At 68.9% G+C, this 19,793-nt stretch carries 24 protein-coding genes; 12 read left to right on the top strand and 12 right to left on the bottom strand.

Going from position 1 to position 19,793, the window contains the following annotated elements; translation table 11 throughout:
• Positions 1-32 precede the first annotated feature (32 nt).
• Together ACFWIW_RS12055 and ACFWIW_RS12050 are read right to left on the bottom strand one after the other, a co-directional pair.
• The gene (locus ACFWIW_RS12055; protein WP_378368457.1) at positions 33-938 is read right to left on the bottom strand and encodes an SDR family oxidoreductase; all 906 of its coding nucleotides are present in this window, start codon (positions 936-938) and stop codon (positions 33-35) included.
• Positions 935-1,732 (bottom strand): SDR family oxidoreductase, encoded by a 798-nt coding sequence (locus ACFWIW_RS12050; protein ID WP_378368456.1) that lies wholly within the window; start codon positions 1,730-1,732, stop codon positions 935-937. The genes ACFWIW_RS12055 and ACFWIW_RS12050 overlap by 4 nt, the downstream gene beginning before the upstream one ends.
• Positions 1,733-1,824: 92 nt before the next feature.
• Here ACFWIW_RS12050 and ACFWIW_RS12045 point away from each other — a divergent pair, with 92 nt between their 5' ends.
• Genes ACFWIW_RS12045 through ACFWIW_RS12025 form a run of 5 tightly spaced genes read left to right on the top strand, consistent with a single transcriptional unit; the run spans position 1,825 to position 6,022 of the window.
• A complete protein-coding gene (locus ACFWIW_RS12045) occupies positions 1,825-2,574 on the top strand; it encodes an enoyl-CoA hydratase family protein (protein ID WP_378368455.1) in 750 nt (249 codons plus the stop codon).
• Entirely contained in the window at positions 2,574-3,434 is an 861-nt protein-coding gene (locus tag ACFWIW_RS12040; protein WP_378368454.1) for a CoA transferase subunit A, read from the top strand. Before ACFWIW_RS12045 ends, ACFWIW_RS12040 begins: the two co-directional genes overlap by 1 nt.
• Positions 3,431-4,156: a CoA-transferase subunit beta gene (locus tag ACFWIW_RS12035; RefSeq protein WP_378368453.1), complete on the top strand. Its 726-nt coding sequence runs from the start codon at positions 3,431-3,433 to the stop codon at positions 4,154-4,156. The genes ACFWIW_RS12040 and ACFWIW_RS12035 overlap by 4 nt, the downstream gene beginning before the upstream one ends.
• Entirely contained in the window at positions 4,153-5,199 is a 1,047-nt protein-coding gene (locus ACFWIW_RS12030; protein ID WP_378368452.1) for an NAD(P)H-dependent flavin oxidoreductase, read from the top strand. The genes ACFWIW_RS12035 and ACFWIW_RS12030 overlap by 4 nt, the downstream gene beginning before the upstream one ends.
• A gap of 31 nt (positions 5,200-5,230) precedes the next feature.
• A complete protein-coding gene (locus ACFWIW_RS12025) occupies positions 5,231-6,022 on the top strand; it encodes an alpha/beta fold hydrolase (RefSeq protein ID WP_378368451.1) in 792 nt (263 codons plus the stop codon).
• 1 nt (position 6,023) lies between these two features.
• Here ACFWIW_RS12025 and ACFWIW_RS12020 read toward each other — a convergent pair whose 3' ends face one another.
• Complete coding sequence (locus tag ACFWIW_RS12020) at positions 6,024-6,500, bottom strand: DUF2000 domain-containing protein (protein WP_378368450.1); 477 nt, start codon at positions 6,498-6,500, stop codon at positions 6,024-6,026.
• 103 nt (positions 6,501-6,603) lie between these two features.
• Here ACFWIW_RS12020 and ACFWIW_RS12015 point away from each other — a divergent pair, with 103 nt between their 5' ends.
• On the top strand, positions 6,604-7,071 hold the full coding sequence (locus ACFWIW_RS12015; RefSeq protein ID WP_016332885.1) for an Lrp/AsnC family transcriptional regulator: 468 nt from the start codon (positions 6,604-6,606) through the stop codon (positions 7,069-7,071).
• Here ACFWIW_RS12015 and ACFWIW_RS12010 read toward each other — a convergent pair.
• From ACFWIW_RS12010 to ACFWIW_RS11995, 4 genes are all read right to left on the bottom strand, one after another.
• Positions 7,068-7,625, bottom strand: a complete 558-nt coding sequence (locus ACFWIW_RS12010; protein ID WP_378368449.1) for a sugar O-acetyltransferase — start codon at positions 7,623-7,625, stop codon at positions 7,068-7,070. The two genes, ACFWIW_RS12015 and ACFWIW_RS12010, sit on opposite strands and share 4 nt — an antisense overlap.
• A 207-nt stretch (positions 7,626-7,832) precedes the next feature.
• Entirely contained in the window at positions 7,833-8,942 is a 1,110-nt protein-coding gene (locus ACFWIW_RS12005; protein ID WP_378368448.1) for a DUF1996 domain-containing protein, read from the bottom strand.
• Between the two features lie 202 nt (positions 8,943-9,144).
• On the bottom strand, positions 9,145-9,900 hold the full coding sequence (locus tag ACFWIW_RS12000) for an anti-sigma factor family protein (RefSeq protein ID WP_378368447.1): 756 nt from the start codon (positions 9,898-9,900) through the stop codon (positions 9,145-9,147).
• Positions 9,897-10,448 (bottom strand): sigma-70 family RNA polymerase sigma factor, encoded by a 552-nt coding sequence (locus ACFWIW_RS11995; RefSeq protein ID WP_034317190.1) that lies wholly within the window; start codon positions 10,446-10,448, stop codon positions 9,897-9,899. Before ACFWIW_RS11995 ends, ACFWIW_RS12000 begins: the two co-directional genes overlap by 4 nt.
• Positions 10,449-10,707: 259 nt before the next feature.
• Between ACFWIW_RS11995 and ACFWIW_RS11990 the strand changes: the two genes are divergently transcribed.
• From ACFWIW_RS11990 to ACFWIW_RS11970, 5 genes are read left to right on the top strand one after another with little or no spacing between them, the layout of a single operon-like run.
• Complete coding sequence (locus tag ACFWIW_RS11990; protein WP_378368446.1) at positions 10,708-11,268, top strand: hypothetical protein; 561 nt, start codon at positions 10,708-10,710, stop codon at positions 11,266-11,268.
• Complete coding sequence (locus tag ACFWIW_RS11985; protein WP_378368445.1) at positions 11,252-12,019, top strand: DUF4142 domain-containing protein; 768 nt, start codon at positions 11,252-11,254, stop codon at positions 12,017-12,019. Before ACFWIW_RS11990 ends, ACFWIW_RS11985 begins: the two co-directional genes overlap by 17 nt.
• Positions 12,012-12,617 (top strand): ferric reductase-like transmembrane domain-containing protein, encoded by a 606-nt coding sequence (locus ACFWIW_RS11980; protein ID WP_378368444.1) that lies wholly within the window; start codon positions 12,012-12,014, stop codon positions 12,615-12,617. The genes ACFWIW_RS11985 and ACFWIW_RS11980 overlap by 8 nt, the downstream gene beginning before the upstream one ends.
• A 19-nt stretch (positions 12,618-12,636) precedes the next feature.
• A complete protein-coding gene (locus ACFWIW_RS11975; RefSeq protein WP_378368443.1) occupies positions 12,637-12,873 on the top strand; it encodes a ferredoxin in 237 nt (78 codons plus the stop codon).
• A complete protein-coding gene (locus ACFWIW_RS11970) occupies positions 12,866-14,182 on the top strand; it encodes an NAD(P)/FAD-dependent oxidoreductase (protein WP_378368442.1) in 1,317 nt (438 codons plus the stop codon). The genes ACFWIW_RS11975 and ACFWIW_RS11970 overlap by 8 nt, the downstream gene beginning before the upstream one ends.
• Before the next feature lie 260 nt (positions 14,183-14,442).
• On the opposite strand, the gene ACFWIW_RS11965 is transcribed toward ACFWIW_RS11970, so the two are convergent.
• Positions 14,443-14,895, bottom strand: a complete 453-nt coding sequence (locus ACFWIW_RS11965; protein ID WP_378368441.1) for a winged helix-turn-helix transcriptional regulator — start codon at positions 14,893-14,895, stop codon at positions 14,443-14,445.
• Positions 14,896-14,963: 68 nt separating this feature from the next.
• On the opposite strand from ACFWIW_RS11965, the gene ACFWIW_RS11960 reads away from it, so the two are divergent.
• Positions 14,964-16,106, top strand: a complete 1,143-nt coding sequence (locus ACFWIW_RS11960; protein ID WP_378368440.1) for an MFS transporter — start codon at positions 14,964-14,966, stop codon at positions 16,104-16,106.
• On the opposite strand, the gene ACFWIW_RS11955 is transcribed toward ACFWIW_RS11960, so the two are convergent.
• The 4 genes from ACFWIW_RS11955 to ACFWIW_RS11940 are packed head-to-tail and all read right to left on the bottom strand — an operon-like array spanning position 16,090 to position 19,729.
• Positions 16,090-17,241, bottom strand: a complete 1,152-nt coding sequence (locus tag ACFWIW_RS11955) for an acetyl-CoA C-acetyltransferase (RefSeq protein WP_378368439.1) — start codon at positions 17,239-17,241, stop codon at positions 16,090-16,092. The two genes, ACFWIW_RS11960 and ACFWIW_RS11955, sit on opposite strands and share 17 nt — an antisense overlap.
• On the bottom strand, positions 17,234-17,839 hold the full coding sequence (locus ACFWIW_RS11950; RefSeq protein ID WP_378368543.1) for a TetR/AcrR family transcriptional regulator: 606 nt from the start codon (positions 17,837-17,839) through the stop codon (positions 17,234-17,236). The genes ACFWIW_RS11955 and ACFWIW_RS11950 overlap by 8 nt, the downstream gene beginning before the upstream one ends.
• Positions 17,840-17,846: 7 nt before the next feature.
• A complete protein-coding gene (locus tag ACFWIW_RS11945) occupies positions 17,847-18,614 on the bottom strand; it encodes an SDR family oxidoreductase (protein WP_378368438.1) in 768 nt (255 codons plus the stop codon).
• Positions 18,611-19,729, bottom strand: coding sequence for an acyl-CoA dehydrogenase family protein (locus ACFWIW_RS11940; RefSeq protein WP_378368437.1), 1,119 nt, complete (start codon positions 19,727-19,729; stop codon positions 18,611-18,613). The genes ACFWIW_RS11945 and ACFWIW_RS11940 overlap by 4 nt, the downstream gene beginning before the upstream one ends.
• Positions 19,730-19,793: the final 64 nt, after the last annotated feature.

The following is a 19,793-nucleotide window of genomic DNA, read 5'->3' as shown; positions in this document are numbered from 1 at the left end:
GTCCTTACCACTCACGAGCCTGTACCGAAGACCTACGCGCCGTAAACGGGTTCAGGCACGGGAGCCTCCGCCAGCAGCTCCGCCACCACCGGCCCGAGTTCGGCAGGCGACCACCGGGAACCCTTGTCCCGCACCGTTCCGTGCCGCCAGCCCCGCGCGATCGAGACGCGTCCGCCGTCGACCTCGAACACGCGGCCGGTCACCCCGGACGACTCCTCGCTGCCGAGCCACACCACCAGCGGCGACACGTTTTCCGGTGCCATGGCGTCGAAACCGTCCTCCGGCGCGGCCATGTCGCCGGCGAAGGCCACTTCGGTCATCCGGGTGCGGGCGGCCGGGGCGATCGCGTTCACGGTGACGCCGTACCGCGCGAATTCGGTCGCCGCGACCAGCGTGAGCCCCAGGATCCCGGATTTCGCGGCCGCGTAGTTCCCCTGCCCGACACTGCCGAGCAGACCGGCGCCGGAGCTGGTGTTGATCACCCGCGCCGTCCGCGTCCGGCCCGCCTTCGCCTCGGCCCGCCAGTACTCGGCGGCGTGCCGGGTCGGCGCGAAATGCCCCTTCAGGTGGACGCGGATGACGGCGTCCCATTCGTCCTCGCCGAGGTTGACCAGCATCCGGTCGCGCAGGAAACCCGCGTTGTTGACCAGGACGTCCAGCCCGCCGAAGGTCTCGACGGCCGTCCGCACCAGTGCCGCGGCGCCGTCCCACGAGGCGATGTCGTCGGTGCTGGCCACCGCTTTGCCGCCGAGCGCCTCGATCTCGTCGACGACGTCCTGCGCGGGCCCCGCCGATCCGCCGCTTCCGTCGACCCCGGCACCGAGGTCGTTCACCACCACCCGCGCGCCCTCGGCGGCGAACGCGAGCGCGTGCGCCCGTCCGATACCGCGACCGGCTCCGGTCACCACCACGATCCGGCCGTCGGCGATCCCGCTCACACCGGCTCCTTTCGTTCTTTCACCAGGGAATTGGAAGCGGCGAGGAAGGCGGGCACCTCTCCCCCGCCGTGGACGGTCAGGCAGGCTCCGCTGACATAGGAGGCCAGCGGGGACGCCAGGAAGACCGCGCAGGAACCGATCTCGTCCGGATCGGCCAACCGTCCTAACGGGACAGTCGCGCCCACGGCCTCGATACCCGCTTCGTCGCCGTAATGCAGATGCGAGTGCTCCGTCCGCACCATGCCGACGTCGAGCCCGTTGACCCGCACCTTCGGCGCCCACTCGACGGCGAGCGACGCGGTCAGGTTGTCCAGGCCCGCTTTCGCCGCACCGTAGGACGCCGTCCCCGGCGACGGTCTCGTCGCGCTGACACTGCTGATGTTCACGATGACACCGCCGCTTTCCTGCTCCTGCATGACGGCGTTCGCCGCGCGGGCGACGGCCAGCGGCGCCAGGAGGTTCAGCGCGACGATCTTCTCGTGGAACCGCGGCGACGCGTTCGCGGCTTCGGCGTACGGCGCGCCGCCCGCGTTGTTGACCACGACGTCGATCCTGCCGTGGCGCCGGACGATCTCCTCGATGAGCGCGTCGACCTCCTTCGGGTCGCGGACGTCGCAGGAGATGAAGCTCGACGCCTTCTCCCCCGCGCACACCGGCCGCTCGGGTTCGGTGCGGGCGCAGGTGACGACATCGGCGCCGGCGCGCAGGAAAGTCCTGGTCACACCGGCGCCGACGCCGCGGACCCCACCGGTCACCAGCACCACGGCGCCGTCGAGCCGGAGTTCGAGTGCCATGCCGGGCCTCCTTCACGGTCGCTGTACCCGGGCCGGGCGTCCTGCTAACGTACCAAGCAAGTGCTAGGTTTGGTAGCGGAGAAGGGTGCACGATGACCGTTTCCACCCACTCACCGGAGCCCGGCATCGCCGTGGTCACGGTCGACGCGCCCCCGGTGAACGCGCTGAGCGTGAAGGGATGGTTCGCCCTCGCGTCCGCCGTCACCGACGCCGGACGCGATCCCGGGACCCACGTGGTGGTGCTGCGCGCGGAGGGCCGCGGGTTCAACGCGGGGGTCGATATCAAGGAGATCCAGCGCGACCCGGGTTACGGCGCGCTGATCGGCGCGAATGAGGGCTGCGCGGCGGCGTTCTCCGCGGTGTACGACTGCGCGGTCCCGGTGATCGCCGCGGTACAGGGTTTCTGCCTCGGCGGCGGGGTCGGCCTGGTCGGCAACGCGGACGTCGTGGTCGCCAGTGAGGACGCCACTTTCGGGCTCCCCGAGGTCGATCGCGGCGCGCTGGGCGCGGCGACCCACCTCGCGCGCCTGGTCCCCCAGCATCTGATGCGGGCCCTGTACTACACCGCGTCCACGATCACCGCGGCCCAGTTGCACCACCACGGTTCGGTCTACGCCGTCGTCCCGCGGGAGGAACTCGACGAGACCGCGCTCGGCGTCGCGCGGCAGATCGCGGCGAAGGACACTCGCGTGATCCGCGCCGCGAAACAGGCCATCAACGGCATCGACGTCCAGCCCGTGCACCGCAGCTACCGCTTCGAGCAGGGATTCACCTTCGAACTCAACCTGGCGGGCGTCTCGGACGGCGCGCGCCAGGAATTCTTGGACGGTAAGGGGAAGTGATGGCCGACAAGCGGATGACGCCGGACGAGATCGTCGCCGAGCTGAAGGACGGCATGACGATCGGGATCGGCGGCTGGGGCTCGCGGCGCAAGCCGATGGCGCTGGTGCGCGCGATCCTGCGGTCGCCGGTCAAGGATCTCACCGTGGTCTCCTACGGCGGTCCGGACGTCGGGCTGCTGGCGTCGGCGGGCAAGATCAAACATCTCGTCTTCGGCTTCGTCACGCTCGACTCGATCCCCTACGACCCGTGGTTCTCCCGGGCGCGGGAATCCGGGGCGATCACCGTCACGGAATACGACGAAGGCGTGTTCGGCACCGGGCTTTCCGCTGCCGCGCAACGACTTCCGTTCCTGCCGACGCGAGCGGGCCTCGCCTCCGGCGTCATGGACCTGAACCCGTCGCTGCTCACCGTCCGCTCGCCGTACGACGACGCCGAGGAGTTGCTGGCCGTGCCCGCGCTCAAACTCGACGCGGCGTTCGTCCACCTCAACCGCGCCGACGCCCGAGGCAACGCGCAGTACCTCGGTCCGGATCCGTACTTCGACGAACTGTTCGCCCTCGCCGCCGACAAGTGTTACGTGTCCACGGAAAAGATCGTCGAGACGGCCGAGCTCACCGAGGCGGGCCCGGTGCAGAGCCTGCTGCTGAGCCGGATGCTCGTCACCGGGGTGGCCGAAACCCCGAACGGCGCGCATTTCACCACCGCCGTCCCGGACTACGGCCGGGACGAACGTTTCCAGCGCCACTACGCCGAATCCGCCAAGGACCTCGACGCTTGGCCGAAATTCGTCGACAGGTTCCTGTCCGGGGACGAAGCGCGGTACCAGAAGGCCGTCGCCGAGTTCGGGGAGTCCGCGTGAGTGACATCAGCCGTGCCGAAGTGGCCGTCGTGGCCTGTGCCGAATTGTTCCGCGGTGACGGCGAAATCGTGGTGAGCCCCATGGGTTTCATCCCGTCGCTGGGCGCGCGGCTGGCCAGGCTGACGTTCGAACCGGACATCCTGCTGTCCGACGGCGAGGCGTACCTGATGACCCCGGACGCCGTCGTCGAAGGCTGGCAACCGTTCCGCAAGGTCCTCGACACCGTGGTGCCGCGCGGGAAACGGCATGTGGTGATGGGCGCCAACCAGATCGACGGCGAGGGCAACCAGAACATCTCGGCGATCGGCGCGCATTCCCGCCCCAAGAAACAACTTCTCGGCGTGCGGGGCGGGCCGGGCAACACGGCCAACCACCGCACGAGCTACTGGGTTCCCCGGCACGGCAAGCGGGTTTTCGTCGATCAGGTCGACGTCGTGTCCGGTGTCGGCTACGCCAGGGCGCGGGCGGCCGGTCTGCGGCATCACGACGTCCATCGGGTCGTCACGAACCTCGGCGTCCTGGACTTCGGCGGTGAAGACCACGCGCCACGGCTGCTTTCCGTACATCCGGGGGTTTCCGTGGACGAGGTCGTCGAGGCGACGTCGTTCCCGCTGATCACCGAAGGCGTCACGGAGACCCGGCTGCCGACCGAGTCCGAACTGCTCCTGATCCGCACCAGCCTGGATCCGAAGTCCTTGCGGGACAAGGAGGTCCCGTCATGAAGACCGCCCTGACCGAACTGGCCGGGATCCGGCATCCGATCGTGCAGACCGGGATGGGCTGGGTCGCCGGGCCGCGGCTGGTGTCCGCGACGGCGGAGGCGGGCGGTCTCGGCATCCTCGCGTCCGCGACGATGACCTACGACGAGCTGGCGGCGGCGATCAAGGAGGTCAAGAGCCGCACGTCGGAACCGTTCGGGGTCAACCTCCGCGCGGACGCCGACGACGCCGCGCGCCGGGTCGAGCTGCTCATCACCGAGGAAGTCCGCGTCGCGTCGTTCGCGCTCGCGCCGAAGAAGGACATGATCGCCCGGCTGAAGGACAACGGCGTCCTCGTCGTCCCCTCGGTCGGCGCGGCCAGGCACGCGGAGAAGGTCGCGGGCTGGGGCGCCGACGCCGTCATCGTGCAGGGCGGCGAGGGCGGCGGGCACACCGGCGGGGTCGCGACGACGCTGCTGCTGCCGTCGGTGCTGGACGCGGTCGGCATCCCGGTGGTCGCGGCGGGCGGTTTCTTCGACGGCCGGGGGCTCGCCGCCGCGCTCGCCTACGGGGCGGCCGGGGTCGCCATGGGCACCCGGTTCCTCCTGACGAGGGAAAGCACCGTCCCCGACGAGATCAAGCAGGCGTACCTCGCCCGTGACCTCAACGGCACCGTCGTCACCCGGAAGGTGGACGGCATGCCGCATCGCGTGCTCCGGACGGAACTGGTCGACGCGCTCGAGTCCGCCGGTCCGGTGCGCGGGCTCGCCCGTTCCGCCCGCAACGCCGCGAAGTTCCGGAAGCTGACCGGGCTGTCGTGGCGTTCGCTGGCCACCGAAGGGCTGCGGATGAAACGCGGCGGAGACCGGACGTGGTCGCAGGTCCTGATGGCCGCCAATACGCCGATGCTGCTGCGCGCCGGCCTGGTCGAGGGCGACCGGAGCGCCGGGGTGCTGGCGTCCGGGCAGGTCGTCGGCCTGCTCGGCGACCTGCCCGCGGTCGGCGACCTGATCGAGACGATCGTCGCCGACGCCACCGGCATCCTCCGGCGGCTGGCCTCGGAGTGAGGGGCCGGGCGCGCTGTGCTTGACTTCGGCCATGATCTCGGAGAGTCGTTGTCCGGTCGAGGACGGTGAGCTGTACGTCCGCAGCACCGGCGAAGGGCCGCTTCTGCTCCTGATCGCGGGCGGGCTGGGTTCGGCGGACACCTTCCGGGCGATGACGAAGCTGCTCGCGGACGACTACACCGTCGTCACCTACGACCGGCGCGGTCACTTCCGCAGCACGGACACCAGCACCGGCCCGGTCAGCGTGCCGAAGCAGGCCGACGACGCCCACGCGGTGCTCCAGCACGTCGGGGGTGGCCCCGCGAGCGTGTTCGGGACCAGCGCGGGCGCCATGATCGGCCTCGACCTCGTCGCCCGCTACCCGGACGCGGCGACGATGCTGATCGCGCACGAACCGCCGGCCATCCAGCTCCTGCCCGACGCGCTCGGCTGGCTCGACGAGGCCAACGCGCAGGTCCGGCTCGCCCAGGCGGGTGACCTGATGGGGGCGTTCAAACGGTTCACCGACGGGATCGCCGGCGCCGCGCTGCCCGAACTGCGCGCGATCCGGCTGCCGAACGAGGAGGACTGGAAACGGCTGTTCGGCCGCGAGCTGGCCGAGATCCTCGACTACCTTCCCGATCTGCGAGCGCTGCGCAAGAGCAGGACCGAGATCGTCCCCGTCGCCGGCGTCGGCAGCCGCGGGCACTACCACTACCAGCCCGCGAAGATCCTCGCGCTGGAGCTGGGGCTGCCGTTCACGGAGGTACCGGGCGCGCATCTGGCACCGCAGCGGAACCCCGCCCAGTTCGCCGAAGCGCTACGGGGCCTGCTCGAAGCCTGAGTCACGGCATCAGCGGCAGTTTCCCGACGAGCTTGTCGATCCGGTTGCGCGGGCCGACGATGCCGATCGCGCAGTAGTCCATCTCCTCGGTCGGGATCTCCTTCATCGTCGCGAGGAAATCGGTGTAGACCCGGATCCGCTGGGCGACGGCGGGCATGTCGGCGACGTGGCAGCCCGGCGACGCGGCCGCCTTGGCACGGATGGCCCGGAGCTTCCCGGCGTCGGCCGACAGGATCGAGCAACCGACCCAGGGCAAACCCGTGTAGTGCTCGCCGCCGGCGTCGACCGCTTCGTCTCCCAGGAGACCGGTGACCCCCTGCGCGGTGGCGACGGCGGTGCAGACCGCCGCGTTGACCGCGCGGCCCGGCGGCAGCTCACTGTTGACCACGATCACCCACTTCAACCGGGCCGACCGCGTGGACGCGGTGAAGTCGATCTCCTCGGGGGCGAATCCGATGGCCGTACCGTACTCGGACATTCAGCTGGTCTCCTGCTCACTTCAACGGATGAACAAGGCCAAGCTAGGAGGACATACGAGTAGAGTCCACCGCGTTCGTACTTAATACGGCGAGAGGGCCGAGATGGCGCGACTGGACGAACTTGATAAGGCGATCCTGGCGCAACTGCAGTCGGACGCACGGAAGACCAACCGTGAGGTCGCCGCCGCGGTGGGCGTTTCGCCGACGACCGCATTAGACCGCACCCGCGCGCTGCGCGAACGCGGCGTGATCCGCGGCGCGCTGCTGGACGTGGACCTGCCCTCGATCGGCCGCGGGGTGCAGGCGCTCATCGCGGTGCGGGTGCGCCCGCCCTCGCGGCGGAACATCGAGGGCTTCCGGAACTGGGTCAACGCGCTGCCCGACCTCGTCGGGCTCTACGTGACCACCGGGACCGAGGACTTCATCCTGCATGTCGCGGTCCCCGACAACGACGCCCTCTACGCCTTCGTGATCGACAAGCTGACCGAACGCCCTGAGGTCGCCGACGTGCGCACCTCCATGGTGTTCGAGCACAGCCGCCGTACCAAGATCACGCCGGTGGACCGTTAGAGCTCCCGGATGACGCGGGCCGGGTTGCCCGCCGCGAACACCTTCGACGGCAGGTCACGCGTGACGACGCTGCCCGCGCCCACCACGACGTCGTCGCCGATGGTGACCCCGGCGCAGACGATCACGCCGCCGCCGAACCAGACGTTGTCCCCGATGGTGATCGGGGCGGCCGATTCCCAGCGCTGCCGCCGGAGCTCGTGGTCCTCCATGGGATGCAGCGCGGTCAGCAGCTGGCAACGCGGGCCGATCGAGCAGTCCGAGCCGATCTTGATCGGCGCGCAGTCGAGCAGGATGGCGTCGTAGTTGAGGAAACTGTTGGCGCCGATCTCGATCAGGTAGCCGTAGTCGCACTGGAACCGCGGCATGATCCAGGAACCCTCGCCGAGCTTGCCAAGCAGCTCGCGCAGAATCGTGTCCCGCTCACCGGTCTCCTCCGCGGCCGTGCCGTTGAACCGGTCGACGAGCGCCTGCGCGCGCCTGCGATCCGCGACCAGCTCGGGGTCGTTGTCCCGGTACAGCTCGCCGCGCAGCATGCGGTCCTTCTGCTCACCCATACCGCCAACCTACCGAAAGCGCCCTGCCGGCGAGCCTCCCTCGGGACGCCACCGGCAGGGCTGGGTGGATGCTTGCGGAGCGTTCTTCAGTTGTGTCGATCGGTTTCCGGGTAGGGCCGGCCCGGCGGGTGGGTGAGGTGTAGGGGGGACCCGCCGGGCCGGAGTTTCTTCCTTTCTCTCGCAGGTTCCTGCTTCCGCTTCAGTGCGTCATTCGCGGCACTGACGGCCTTCGTTGACGCAGTCGACGAGCCGGTCCATGACCCGGTCCGGCATCACGTTCGCGAAATCGTCGTGGTCGGAGAAGGGGTTGTGATCCTCCTCGGGGAACGAGTCCACTTTGTACTGTCCGTTGACCTGGATCTGCCTTGGGATCTCGTAGGTCAGCGAGATGGTCAGCTCCGGGACGGCGGTGAGGCCGTCCGCGCATTCGCCGTTCTCGTCCGGGTACTTGATGTGGTCCCGGTGGTTCTCGCTGTCGATGTTGTTCCCGTCGAGACAGCTCGGGAAGGTGTGCACCCGTTTGACGTCACTGCCCTCGGGGCAGATCGGGTACTGCTTGATGAGCCGGTTCTCGAAGCCGGTGCACGTCCAGCTCTCCCGCGCGTTGGCCGGGCCGTTCGTGGTGACTTTCGCGTCACCGTAAAGGATCCGGAGGAATTTCGGCATCTCCTTCACCTTCTCCTTCGCGTTTCCCTTGAAGGTGATGCCGACGACCGCGGGACGCTGGATCTCACCGTCGTTGCCGGCGAGTTCGTTGTCCGCGTTCGGCTCTTCCAGCTGAGCCTGCTCCTGCTCGTCGTTCTGGTTGTCCTGGCTCCGCCGTCGGTTCCGGTCACCGTCACGGTTCTGCCGTTGCCCGGCTTCCTCTTCCCCGGTGTCGATCCGCACCACCGGCCAGAAGTACGCCGACTCGTCGCCGTTCGCGCAGGTGGTCCCGGCACCGAGCAGGCTGTCGTTGTCCGAATCCGCGTTCGTGGAAAGGTTTCCGACATAGTCGTGCAGATGCTGGGCGCCGTTGCGGACACCCGGTTGCGCGATGAAGTTGTCGGGATTGAAATGCCCGTTCTCGTTCCTGCCGCAGTCGACGGTGAACGAACCCGTGGACGCGTTCCGGCCCGGCCTCGGCTCGTCGACGTTCGGCCGCACCTTCGTGATGTCCACGAACTGCGACTTGTCCACCTCGTCCGCGGAGGCGCGTTCGGGGTCGCCGGTCGTGGTGGACACCACCAGCCCGCCGACCGCGATCGACAGGCCGAGCATCGCGGTCGCGATCTTGGTCCTGCGGGCGATACGATGGCGCCCTTGATTTCGTGCCATTGGCTGCTCACCTCATTCTTTTCCGGGCACGCCGATCACTCGCGCCCGGGCATGAGCCACGCATTTGTCGAATACGGGAATAACCGAATTCGCGGCGAACCCTTCTGTTCGCCCGCCGATTCAGATCCGGCTATCTGGAGATACGGCTCCCAGGCGGACCCGGTTCAAAACGCGATCCGGCCGTTATCTTTCCGTTATATGACTACCGGCGCACGACGGCCAGCACGGTGCCGTCCAGCTTGTGGACCTCGAAACGTTCGATGTCGGCCTTCCGCAACGCCGTCGAACCGGTGATGACGAGGGGATCCGGGGAACCGGGGACGCCGTAGCCCTTGGACGGCACGCTCCAGTTGTTGACGACGTAGGCCTCCCCGCCGTGGGAGTAGGCGAACAGCTGGCAGGTCATCGGCCCGATGAGGCCGCGCAGTTCGAGCTCGACGGCGCTGCCCCATTCCTTCTCCTGCACCGTGACCTCGGCCGCGACGGCGTTGCCCGCTTCGGACCAGCCGAACGGGGCGGCGCCGCCGTCCGGGCCCGCGTCCCGTTCCCGGGAGGACGACGGCGGTGGCACCACCGAGGTCACGACGGAAGGCGCCGCCTGCGTGACGACCGGCTCACGATCGGTGAGCGAAAGAACGGTGAGCGGCCCGCCGACGACGAGCACGAGCACGGCGGCCGCCGTCGCCAGCCGGATGACCTTGCGCCGTCGGCCCGCCTTGGCGGCGTCCGCGAGCAGCATCCGCAGCACCCGAGGGCCCGGCCCTTTCACGGGCGGGTCCGGCCAGCTCTTCTTGACCATGTCCAGGATGTCGGGCAGGTGGTACATCTCCACCAGTTCGACCTGACAGTCGGGGCACTCCAGCAGATGCGCCTCGAACCTGGCGTGATCCTCCTCGCCGAGGACGCCCAGCACGTAGGCGGCGATATCCGTGTGGACGGCTCCGGACACTTCGCTCACCCCCGCTCCTGCAGCGCCCTGCGCAGCGCGCGCACAGCGTGGTGGATCCGCGATTTCACCGTACCCGGCGGAACCCCCAGCGTCGCCGCGACCTCGTTCACGGTGCGGTCACGCAGGTAGGTCTGCTGGACGGCTTCACGTTGTTCCGGGGAAAGATTGCGCAGGGCCTCGTAAACGATCATGGCCGCGAGCGTCTTCTCCGATTCGTCCGGCACTCCGATCGAATCCGACTCCAGTTCCTCCACCTCTTGAGGGCGGGCGCTCCGGCTCCGCCAGCCGTCGATGACGATGCGCCTGGCCACGGTGAACAGCCAGGCGCGCAGCATTTCCGGCTGCCGGTCGAGTTTGCCGGCGTTGCGCCACGCCTTGATGAGCGTCTCCTGGACCACGTCCTCGGCCCATTGGCGATCGTGGCCGGTCAGCTTCAGCACGAACGCCATCAGGCTGGATCCGAACTCCTGGTACAACGCCCTGATGAGGTCGTCATGCCCGTTCGACGCGGGTTCATGATCGACTATTGGCTGCAGTATCCGAGAGTGGCGTCCCACGCGGCACATCTTTGTGGGCCCGGGGGCGATAAGTCCAGTACCAAAACCGTTCCGCCCCGGTTCTCCGGGCACGGGAAAGTTTTTTGAACCGTTTCCCGCCCGTGACCGTATCCCATACCGAAGACCCCGACCCGGCGCTGTCCCCCGCACCGCCGAAATCCACTGTGGATCTTGAGTGTCCACAGTGGAATCAAACCTGCCTGCACACCATCTCCCCGCGGTGATGGCGTTCTCCTCTGGCCCCGACAGGAGGATTTCCGTGAACCCCGTGTCACGCTCGGTCATACCTCTTACCCTCACCTTGGTCGCGGTCACGCTGACCGCCGCCTGCACCACCGGTACCGCGGGACCGAACGGCTCTCCCGGCGCGGGCTCCACCGCAGGAGCGGCGCAGATCCCGGGAATGCCCGACCCCGCGGCCGAACCCGTCCCCGGTGTCACGGCGGCGATCCTGTTCGATCTCGGGCCGATCGTCACCGACACGAACGGCTTCACGCTTTACCGCTACGACAAGGACACGGTGAATCCGCCCAAGTCCAATTGCGCCGAAACCTGTGCGCGGACCTGGATTCCGGCCAAAGCGGGCGCCGATCTCGTGGTGACCGGGATCGATCGGGCCCTGGTCGGCACCGTGACCAGGGACGACGGCACCGAGCAGATCACGCTCGCGGGCTGGCCGCTCTACCGCAACGCCAAGGACGCGATGCCCGGCAACACCGGCGGGCAAGGCGCCGACGACGCGTGGTTCCCCGCCAAACCGGACGGGACGAAAGTGCTGCTGACCGCCGAGACCTGGCAGGCCGATGACCTCGGCATCTGACCTCCCCAGACTCGCCCGCCCGCTGCTCGTCCTGCTGATCGCGGCCGTGGTGAGCCTCTTCGGCCCAGTCGGTGCCGCGCACGCCCAAGAGCTCTCCGCGGCCGACAAGAACCTGATCGTCAACGTCAAACTGGCCGGGCTGTGGGAAATGCCGGCCGGGATGTGGGCGCAGGAACGAGGGAAGAGCAAACGGACCCGCGAAGTCGGCCGGACGTTGATGATCGACCACGGCAGGCTCGACACCGCGACGCACGCCATCGCCGACCGGTTCGGCATCGCCCTGCCGTCCGAGCCCTCGGACCAGCAGTCCGCGTGGCTCGGCGAGATGAAGGCCGCCCGCGACGGCACCGAGTTCGACCGGATCTTCGCCAACCGCCTCCGGTACGCGCACGGGATCCTGTTCCCCGTCATCGCGCAGGTCAGGGCCGGGACCCGCAACGACGTCGTCCGCGACTACGCCACCACGGCCAACCAGGCGGTGCTGCGGCATATGACCCTGCTGGAGAGCACCGGCGTCGTCGACCAGTCGCTGATGCCGGAAGCCCCGGTGCCGCAGTCGAATTCGGCCAACGCCGCGATGGACGTCGGTTTCGGCGACCTCGCGCTCGGCCTGCTGCTCGCGGTGGTGCTCGGCGGCGGACTGTTCTTCGCCATCCGGACCCTGCGCGGCAAGAACACCCGGACCCGCAACCGCGCGGCCGCCCCCGAACCGGATCCGGTTCCCAGTGCCCCAGGAGAGATCAATGTATGACCAGTGGTCCGAGGTGGTGATCGTGCTGACCCAGAAAGCGGACACCGACCCCGGTATCAAGGGCATGGCGCAGACCTCCGCCCGGATCTCGTACGGCTTCATGTGCCTCACCCTGTGCTGGGGCGTGTTCACCGCGACCGGCTGGATCAAATCGCTGACCGGGCGGAAGGCGCTGCGCAACTCGCATATGGTGCTCGGCATCCTGACGCTGTCGTTCGGCGTCGTGCACGCGATGTCGTTCCTGTTCCTGCCCGACGGTTTCACCCTGGCGCAGGTCACGATCCCGCTCCTGCCGGGCACCTTGGCGCGGCACGAACTCGGCGTCGTCGGTCTCGAGGTGATGATCGCGGTCGCGCTGACCGGCGGGATCAGCCGGTTCAGCTCCTATCGGCGCTTCCTGTGGATCCACCGGCTCGCCTATCCGGCGGTCGGGATCACCGCGCTGCACGCGTTCTTCGGCGCCATGGCCAACGGGCATCTCGGCCTGCTGTGGTTCGGCGGGATCACCCTGCTGGTCCCCGTGGTGCTGCTGACCGCGCTGCGGTTCACGCCGACCCGGTACCTGGAACGGCTGGGCCTGGTCGAAGAGCTGGTCTGAAGACTTGGAGAGACGAAAGATGATCTTCGGAAGCATACGGCGTGGCACCCGCGTCAGCGTCGACAACGAGCGGTGCGAGATCTTCGGCTTCTGCGAGATGGAGGCGCCGTCCACCTTCAAGATCGGGCCGGACGGCAAGCTCCGCATCCGCCGGCTGGTCGACCGGGACGGGCTGGACCAGGCCATCTCCGCCGCGCGGCTCTGCCCGAAACAAGCCATCAGAGTCAAGGGAGAAGGAGCGTACGACGATGAGTGACGGGGATCGGATCGTCATCGTCGGCGCGGGTGTCGCCGGTCTCCGCTCCGCGGAACGGTTGCGGGAGCTCGGTTTCGACGGCGAAATCGTGCTGGTCGGCGACGAGCCGCGGAAGCCGTACCACCGGCCGATGGTGTCGAAGGAGCTCATCACCGGCGGGGTGAAACCGGTGGCCGCGAGCCTGGAGCCCTACGTCGATCTGGACGTCCACTGGCGGCTCGGCACCCGCGCGACCTGGCTGGACAGCAAGGAGCGCACGGTACACCTGCCGGGCGGGGAATCCCTTTGGTACGACGGGTTGATCATCGCGACCGGCGTCCATCCCCGGCATCTCCCCGGCTCGCCGCGCCACGACCCTCGGGTCCGGGTGCTGCGCACCGTGGAGGATTCACTGGCCGTCCGGCGGGCTTTGGGCAACAGCAACAAATCCGTCGTGGTGATCGGCAGCGGGCTGATCGGGAACGAGTTCGCCGCGTCGATGCGGTACATGGGCCGGGACGTCACGCTCATCGGCCACGCGAAGGCGCCTTTGCACCGCTTCGGGGAGCGGATCGCGTCGGCGCTCACCAAGGAGCATCAGCACCATCGCGCCAAGCTGGCGATGAACACCGAGGTGCGGAACTGGATCAGCACCAAGGAGACGGTCGGCCTGCACCTGACCAACAACCAGTTCCTGGTGGCCAGTTGCGTGGTGCTTTCGATCGGCAGCGTGCCGGCCGTGGATTGGCTGCGCGGATCGGAGCTGACCATCGACGACGGCGTGCTGTGTGAAGCGACCCTGTTCGCCACCGGGGCGGAGGACGTCGTGGTCGCCGGTGACGTCGCGAAATGGCCGAACCTGCGGATCGACGAGACGCCACGACGGGTCGAGCATTGGATGAACGGTGTCGAATCCGGGCGCGCGGCGGCGGAAAGCCTGATGCTGGGCCGTGGCAACGCGCGGCCGTACACGCCGCTCCCCCGTGCCTGGTCGTCCCTCTACGACGCGCGGTTGCAGACCGTCGGGATGCCTTCGCTGGGCAAGGACACGATCGAACTTTCCGACGGCGTCACCGGTTTCGTCCGCGACGGCAGGCTGATCGGCGCGGCGGGCTGGGACCGGCCGAAGGCGATGATGCACTGGACGGCCGAACTCGACCGGCGGCTGCCGGTGCCCGAGCCGGTGTTCCGTGCCGCTCCTTCGTTGGCGGAGACGCCGATCGGGGAGGACATCCTGGCCCCGTTCGAGCGGGACTTCCTGTCCGAGACCCCGACCGAGGCCGTTCCGGCGCCGGAAAGGATGCCCTGGGCTCGCGTTCCCGCCGGGTGACCCGGGAGCGCGAACGGACCGGGGCCGCGCGCGGCGGCCGCGGTCCCCTCGGGTGGCGGTGGGCAGCTGGGCCTCCGCACCCACCGCCACCCCCTGGGGACGCCGGGAGGTACCGGGACCGACGGTGATTCGGGCTCCGCCGGGTACCGCCCTCCGGGCTCCCCGCTTCCGGTCGGGGCTCTTCCAGGCTTGACTCACCTGGGAGGGCCCCGATCCATGACCTCGTGAGTGGTAAGGACGGTTCTAACCGTCCTTACCACTCACGAGGACGGTGGCTTCACGACCACGGTGTCGTCCGGCCCGACCACCCGCCCGTCCGAAGCCCGGATCTCCAGCCCTCGCAACGGAAGCCCGCCGTCGCGGTCCACCAGTTCCGACCGCGGCTCGCCGTCCGCGAAGAAATGCGCCTCTCCCCATTGCCGCAGCGCGACGATCACCGGGAACAGGTCTCGCCCCTTCGGCGTCAGGACGTACTCGCTGTACGTGCTCCCGTCCGAAGCCGGGACCACCTCGAGCACCCCGTGCCCGACGAGCGCCCGCAGCCGCGCGGACAGGATGTTCTTCGCGACACCCAGGCTGCGCTGGAACTCGCCGAAGCGGCGCGCGCCGTCGAATGCGTCACGCACGATCAGGAGCGACCACCAGTCGCCGATCGTGTCGACCGAGCGCGCCACCGGGCATGAGGCTTCGTCGAACGTCGTCCGCTTCACCATGGTTGCATCTTACAACCACGATCCCTTACCGTCAGGCGGTAGCAAGTTGAAACCATCTGGAGGGTTCTGTGCATCGCGGTGTCGTCCTGTTGTTCGCCGTGGCCGCCGGGACGGCCGTCGCCACGATCTACTTCGCCCAGCCCCTGCTCGTCACCATGGGCGCCGATCTCGGCATCGCCCCCTCGACCGTGGGCGGCATCGTCACGCTCACCCAGTTCGGCTACGGCCTCGGCCTGTTCCTCCTGGTCCCGCTCGGTGACCTGCTCGAAAGACGGCGGCTCGTCGCCGGTCTGCTGGCGCTGCTGGCGGTCGCCGAACTGGTCGCCGCGACCGCCGCGAACGGGGTGGTGCTGTTCGCCGGGATGGCGGCGATCGGCGTGCTCGCGGTGGTCACACAACTCCTGGTCGCGTTCGCCGCGTCGCTGGCGGAACCCGGCGAACGCGGGCGCGTGGTCGGTCTCGTGACGACCGGCGTCGTCCTCGGGATCCTGCTCGCGCGCACGGTGTCCGGCACGCTCGCCGACCTCGCCGGCTGGCGCGCGGTGTACGTCGTGTCCGCGGGGGTGACCGTGGTGATCGCGATCGTGCTCTACCGCGTCCTTCCTGCCTCCCCAGGCGGAAAGACCATGGGCTACGGGCGGTTGCTGCGGTCCACGTTGTCCCTTTTCGCCGAGGAGCCCGTCTTCCGGACGCGCGGGACGCTCGCGCTGCTGATCTTCGCCGCGTTCGGCACGTTGTGGAGCTCGGTCGCCTTGCCGCTCAGCGAGGAGGGCCTGTCGCACACCGCGATCGGCGCGTTCGGGCTGGCCGGGGTCGCGGGCGCGCTGGCGGCCGCACCCGCGGGACGGCTCGCCGATCGCGGCCGCGCGCGGTGGACGACCGGCCTCGCGCTTGGCCTGCTGCTGCTTTCCTGGGTGCCGCTCGGGTTCACCCGCGCGTCACTGTGGGCGCTGGTGGCTGGCGCGATCCTGCTCGATCTCGCCGTCCAGGCCGTGCACGTCACGAGCCAGACCCTGATCTACCCGCTCCGGCCGGACGCCGGAAGCAGGCTGATCGGCGGGTACATGATCTTCTACTCCGCCGGCAGCGGTTTGGGCGCGATCGGCGCGACCGCCGTCTACGCCGTCGCGGGCTGGATCGGCGTCTGCCTGCTCGGTGCGGCCTTCAGCGCTCTCGCGCTCGCGGTGTGGGGTGTCAAAGCCGCTCGATGATCGTGACGTTCGCCGTGCCGCCGCCCTCGCACATCGTCTGCAACCCGTAGCGGCCACCGCGCCGTTCGAGTTCGTGCAGCAGGGTCGCGAACAGTTTCGTCCCGGTCGCCCCGATGGGATGACCGAGCGCGATCCCGCCACCGTTGACGTTGACACGCTCCGGATCGGCGCCCGTCTCCTCGATCCACGCCAGGACGACACTCGCGAACGCTTCGTTGACCTCGAACAGGTCGATGTCGTCGATGCCAAGCCCGGTCTTACGCAGCGCGTGCGCGGTCGCCGGGATGGGCCCGGTCAGCATCCACACCGGATCGGCCGCCCGCACGGAAAGGTGATGGATCCTGGCGCGCGGGGTGAGACCGTGTTCCTCGACGAACTTCTCCGACGCGATGAGTGCCGCGCTGGCGCCGTCCGAGATCTGGCTGGCCACGGCGGCGGTGATCCGCGAACCCTCGCTCAGCGGCTTGAGCCCGGCCATCCGTTCCATGCTGGTGTCGCGCCTGGGCCCCTCGTCCAGGGCGGCACCGGCGAACGGCGTGATCTCGGCGGCGAAGCGGCCTTCGTCGATGGCCGCGATCGCGCGCTGATGGCTGCGGAACGCGAATTCCTCCATCGCCTCCCGGGTCAGGTCCCAGTGTTCGGCGATCATGTCGGCACTGCGGAACTGCGAGACCTCGACACTCCCGTACCGCTCCTGCCAGCCTTTCGAGCCGGAGAACGGATCGTCGAAGCCGTACTCGCGCCCGGCGAGCATCGCCGCGCTGATCGGGATGGCACTCATGTTCTGCACGCCGCCGGCGAGGACGAGGTCCATCGTCCCGGACAGCACCGCCTGCGCGGCGAAGTGCACGGCCTGCTGGCTCGAACCGCACTGCCGGTCGATCGTCACGCCCGGCACGTGGTGCCCGAACCCCGCGGCGAGCCACGCCGTGCGCGCGATGTTCCCCGACTGCGGCCCGAGTGTGTCGCAGCAGCCGAGGATGACGTCGTCCACCAGATCGGCGTCGACCCCCGTCCGCTCGACCACGGCTTGGATCACGTGGGCGCCGAGGTCCGCGGAATGGACACCGCTGAGGGCTCCCCCGCGTTTGCCGACCGGGGTCCGGACCGCGTCGAGAACATACGCTTCAGCCACGCCGCCTCCTTTTCGTCGTCGCGATGCCGTCCAGCAGGATCCCGAGGTACTGCTGCGCGACGTCGTCCGCGCTCAGCGTGCCGCCGGGGTTGTACCAGCGCACCGCAACCCAGACGGTGTCGCGGATGAACCGGTAGGTGAGTTCGACGTCGAGATCCTCGCGGAACACGCCCGCCGCGATGCCGTCGGTGAGGATCCCGTTCCACAGTTTGCGGAATTCGGTGTTGCGGTCGTTGAGGTAGTCGAACCGCGGCAACTGCATCAGGTGCTTCGCCTCGGATTGGTAGATCGCCACCTCGGCGGGCCGCCGGTGAATGGATTCGAACGACGCCACGACGACGGCTTCGAGCGTTTCCCTCGGGCCTTTCCCTTCCGCGACGATCTCGGCGTACGCGCCGAAGAGTTCGTCGAGGAATCCGGTGAGGATCTCGTCGGCCATCGACTCCTTCGAGTCGAAATGGTGGTAGAGACTGCCGGAAAGGATGCCGGCCGCGTCCGCGATGTCCCGCACGGTGGTGGAGACGTAACCGCGCTCGGCGAACAGCTTCGCCGCCAGGGCGAGCAGTTCGGCGCGGCGGGACCCGGGGCTGGCTTTCATCGCTACCTCACGCATGCTGGGAACTCACGGACACGACCTCGCCGGTGAGGTACGACGAGTACTCACTGGCGAGGAACACCATCACATTCGCCACTTCCCAGGGTTCCGCCGCCCTCCCCGAGACCTCGCGCGCGGTGAGTTCGGTGAGCAGTTCCTCGCTGGTCACCTTGGCGAGGAACTGATGCATCGCCAGGCTCGGCGCGACCGCGTTGACCCGGATGCCGTGTTCGGCGACGTCGACGGCCGCACACCGGGTGAGGGCCATGACGCCCGCCTTCGCGGCCGCGTAATGGGCCTGCCCCGCCTGCGCCCGCCAGCCGATCACCGACGCGTTGTTGACGATCACCCCGCCGTCGCCTTGGGCGATGAACCGGTTCACCGCGGCCCGCGTCGCACGGAACGTGCCGTTGAGGGTCACGTCGATGACCCGCGCCCACTCGTCGTCCGTCATGTCCACTATGGACTTGGTGCCGCCGAGCCCGGCATTGTTGATGAGCACGTCGATCCGGCCGTAGTGCGCCGCGGCCCCGTCGATGAGCGCTTGCACCTGGTCTTCCTGTGTGACGTCGCAGGGGATCGCGTGGACGTCACCGAGTTCGGCCGCCTTCTCGCCGAGGCGCCGCTCGTGCCAGTCGCTGATCACGACGCGGGCACCTTCCTCCTGCGCGCGTTTCGCCACCGCGGAACCGATCCCGGTGCCGGCCGCCGCCGTCACCACGACCACCTTGTCCCGCAGGAGGTTCGCCCCCTCGGGGTACTTCGGCACCGGGATCACGGGCGTACCTCCCTTGGCAGGCCGAGCACCCGCTCGGCGATGACGTTGCGCTGGATTTCGTTGGAGCCGCCGTAGATCGTGTCTGCGCGGGTGAAGAGGAAGAGGCGTTGCCAGGCGTCGAGCCCGTCTTCCGCGAGCATGCCTCGCGCGCCGCGGACGAGCATCGCGAGCTCCCCGAGGTCACGATGCCAGTTCGCCCAGACCAGTTTGGACACTTCCGCCACGCCGGGCGACGAGTCGCCGAGGGTGCGGATCGCGTGTGCCCGCATGACCTCCAGGCCGACCCAGGCGCGGTCGATCCGTTCGGCGATCACCGGATCGTCCGGCGCGATCTTGGTGAGTTCTTCGAGTTCCCGGCGGAAGCCGACCTGCTGCCCGAGCGTCGCGACACCGCGCTCGAACGCGAGCGTGCCCATCGCCACCCGCCAGCCGTCGCCGGGTTCGCCGACGACGAGGTCTTTCGCCGTACGGGCGCCGTCGAAGAAGACTTCGTTGAACTCGGAGGTTCCGGTGAGCTGCCGGATCGGCCGGACCTCGACGCCGGGCTGCCGCATCGGGACGAGCAAATAGGACAGTCCTTTGTGGCGTTTCGAGCCGGGCCCGGTGCGGGCGAGGACGAAACACCAGTCGGCCACGTGCGCCAGAGACGTCCACACCTTCTGGCCGTTCAGCACCCACTCGTCGCCTTCGAGGGTCGCCGTCGTCGACACGGCGGCGAGATCGGAACCCGCGCCGGGTTCGGAATAGCCCTGGCACCACAGTTCCTCGACGGCCACGATCGGCGGCAGAAACCGCTCTTGCTGTTCCGGCGTACCGAAAGCGATCAGGGTGGGGCCGAGGAGTTCCTGCGCCAGGTGACTCACCCTCGCCGGCGCGTTCGCTCGCGCGTACTCCTCGTGGAAGACGACCTGCTGTTCGAGCGTCGCGCCCTGGCCGCCGTGCTCGACCGGCCAGCCGACACAGGTCCAGCCCGCCGCCGCGAGCCGCCGCTCCCACTCCACGCGTTCGTCGAAGGCCTCGTGCTCCCGCCCCGGACCGCCCGAACCGCGCAGTTCCGGGGGCAGGTTGTCCGCCAGCCAGGTGCGCACACGGTCACGGAAACCGTCCTGAGCCACGCCTGCCTCCTCTAGCCAAACCAGAGCCTGCTGCGTAGGCTACCCTACCAAGCACTTGCTAGGG

This window comes from Amycolatopsis sp. NPDC058340 (genome assembly GCF_042723975.1).
Classification (GTDB): Bacteria; Actinomycetota; Actinomycetes; order Mycobacteriales; family Pseudonocardiaceae; genus Amycolatopsis.
Note: the sequence above shows the minus strand (reverse complement) of the source record. Positions and strands in the feature narration are given on the sequence as shown.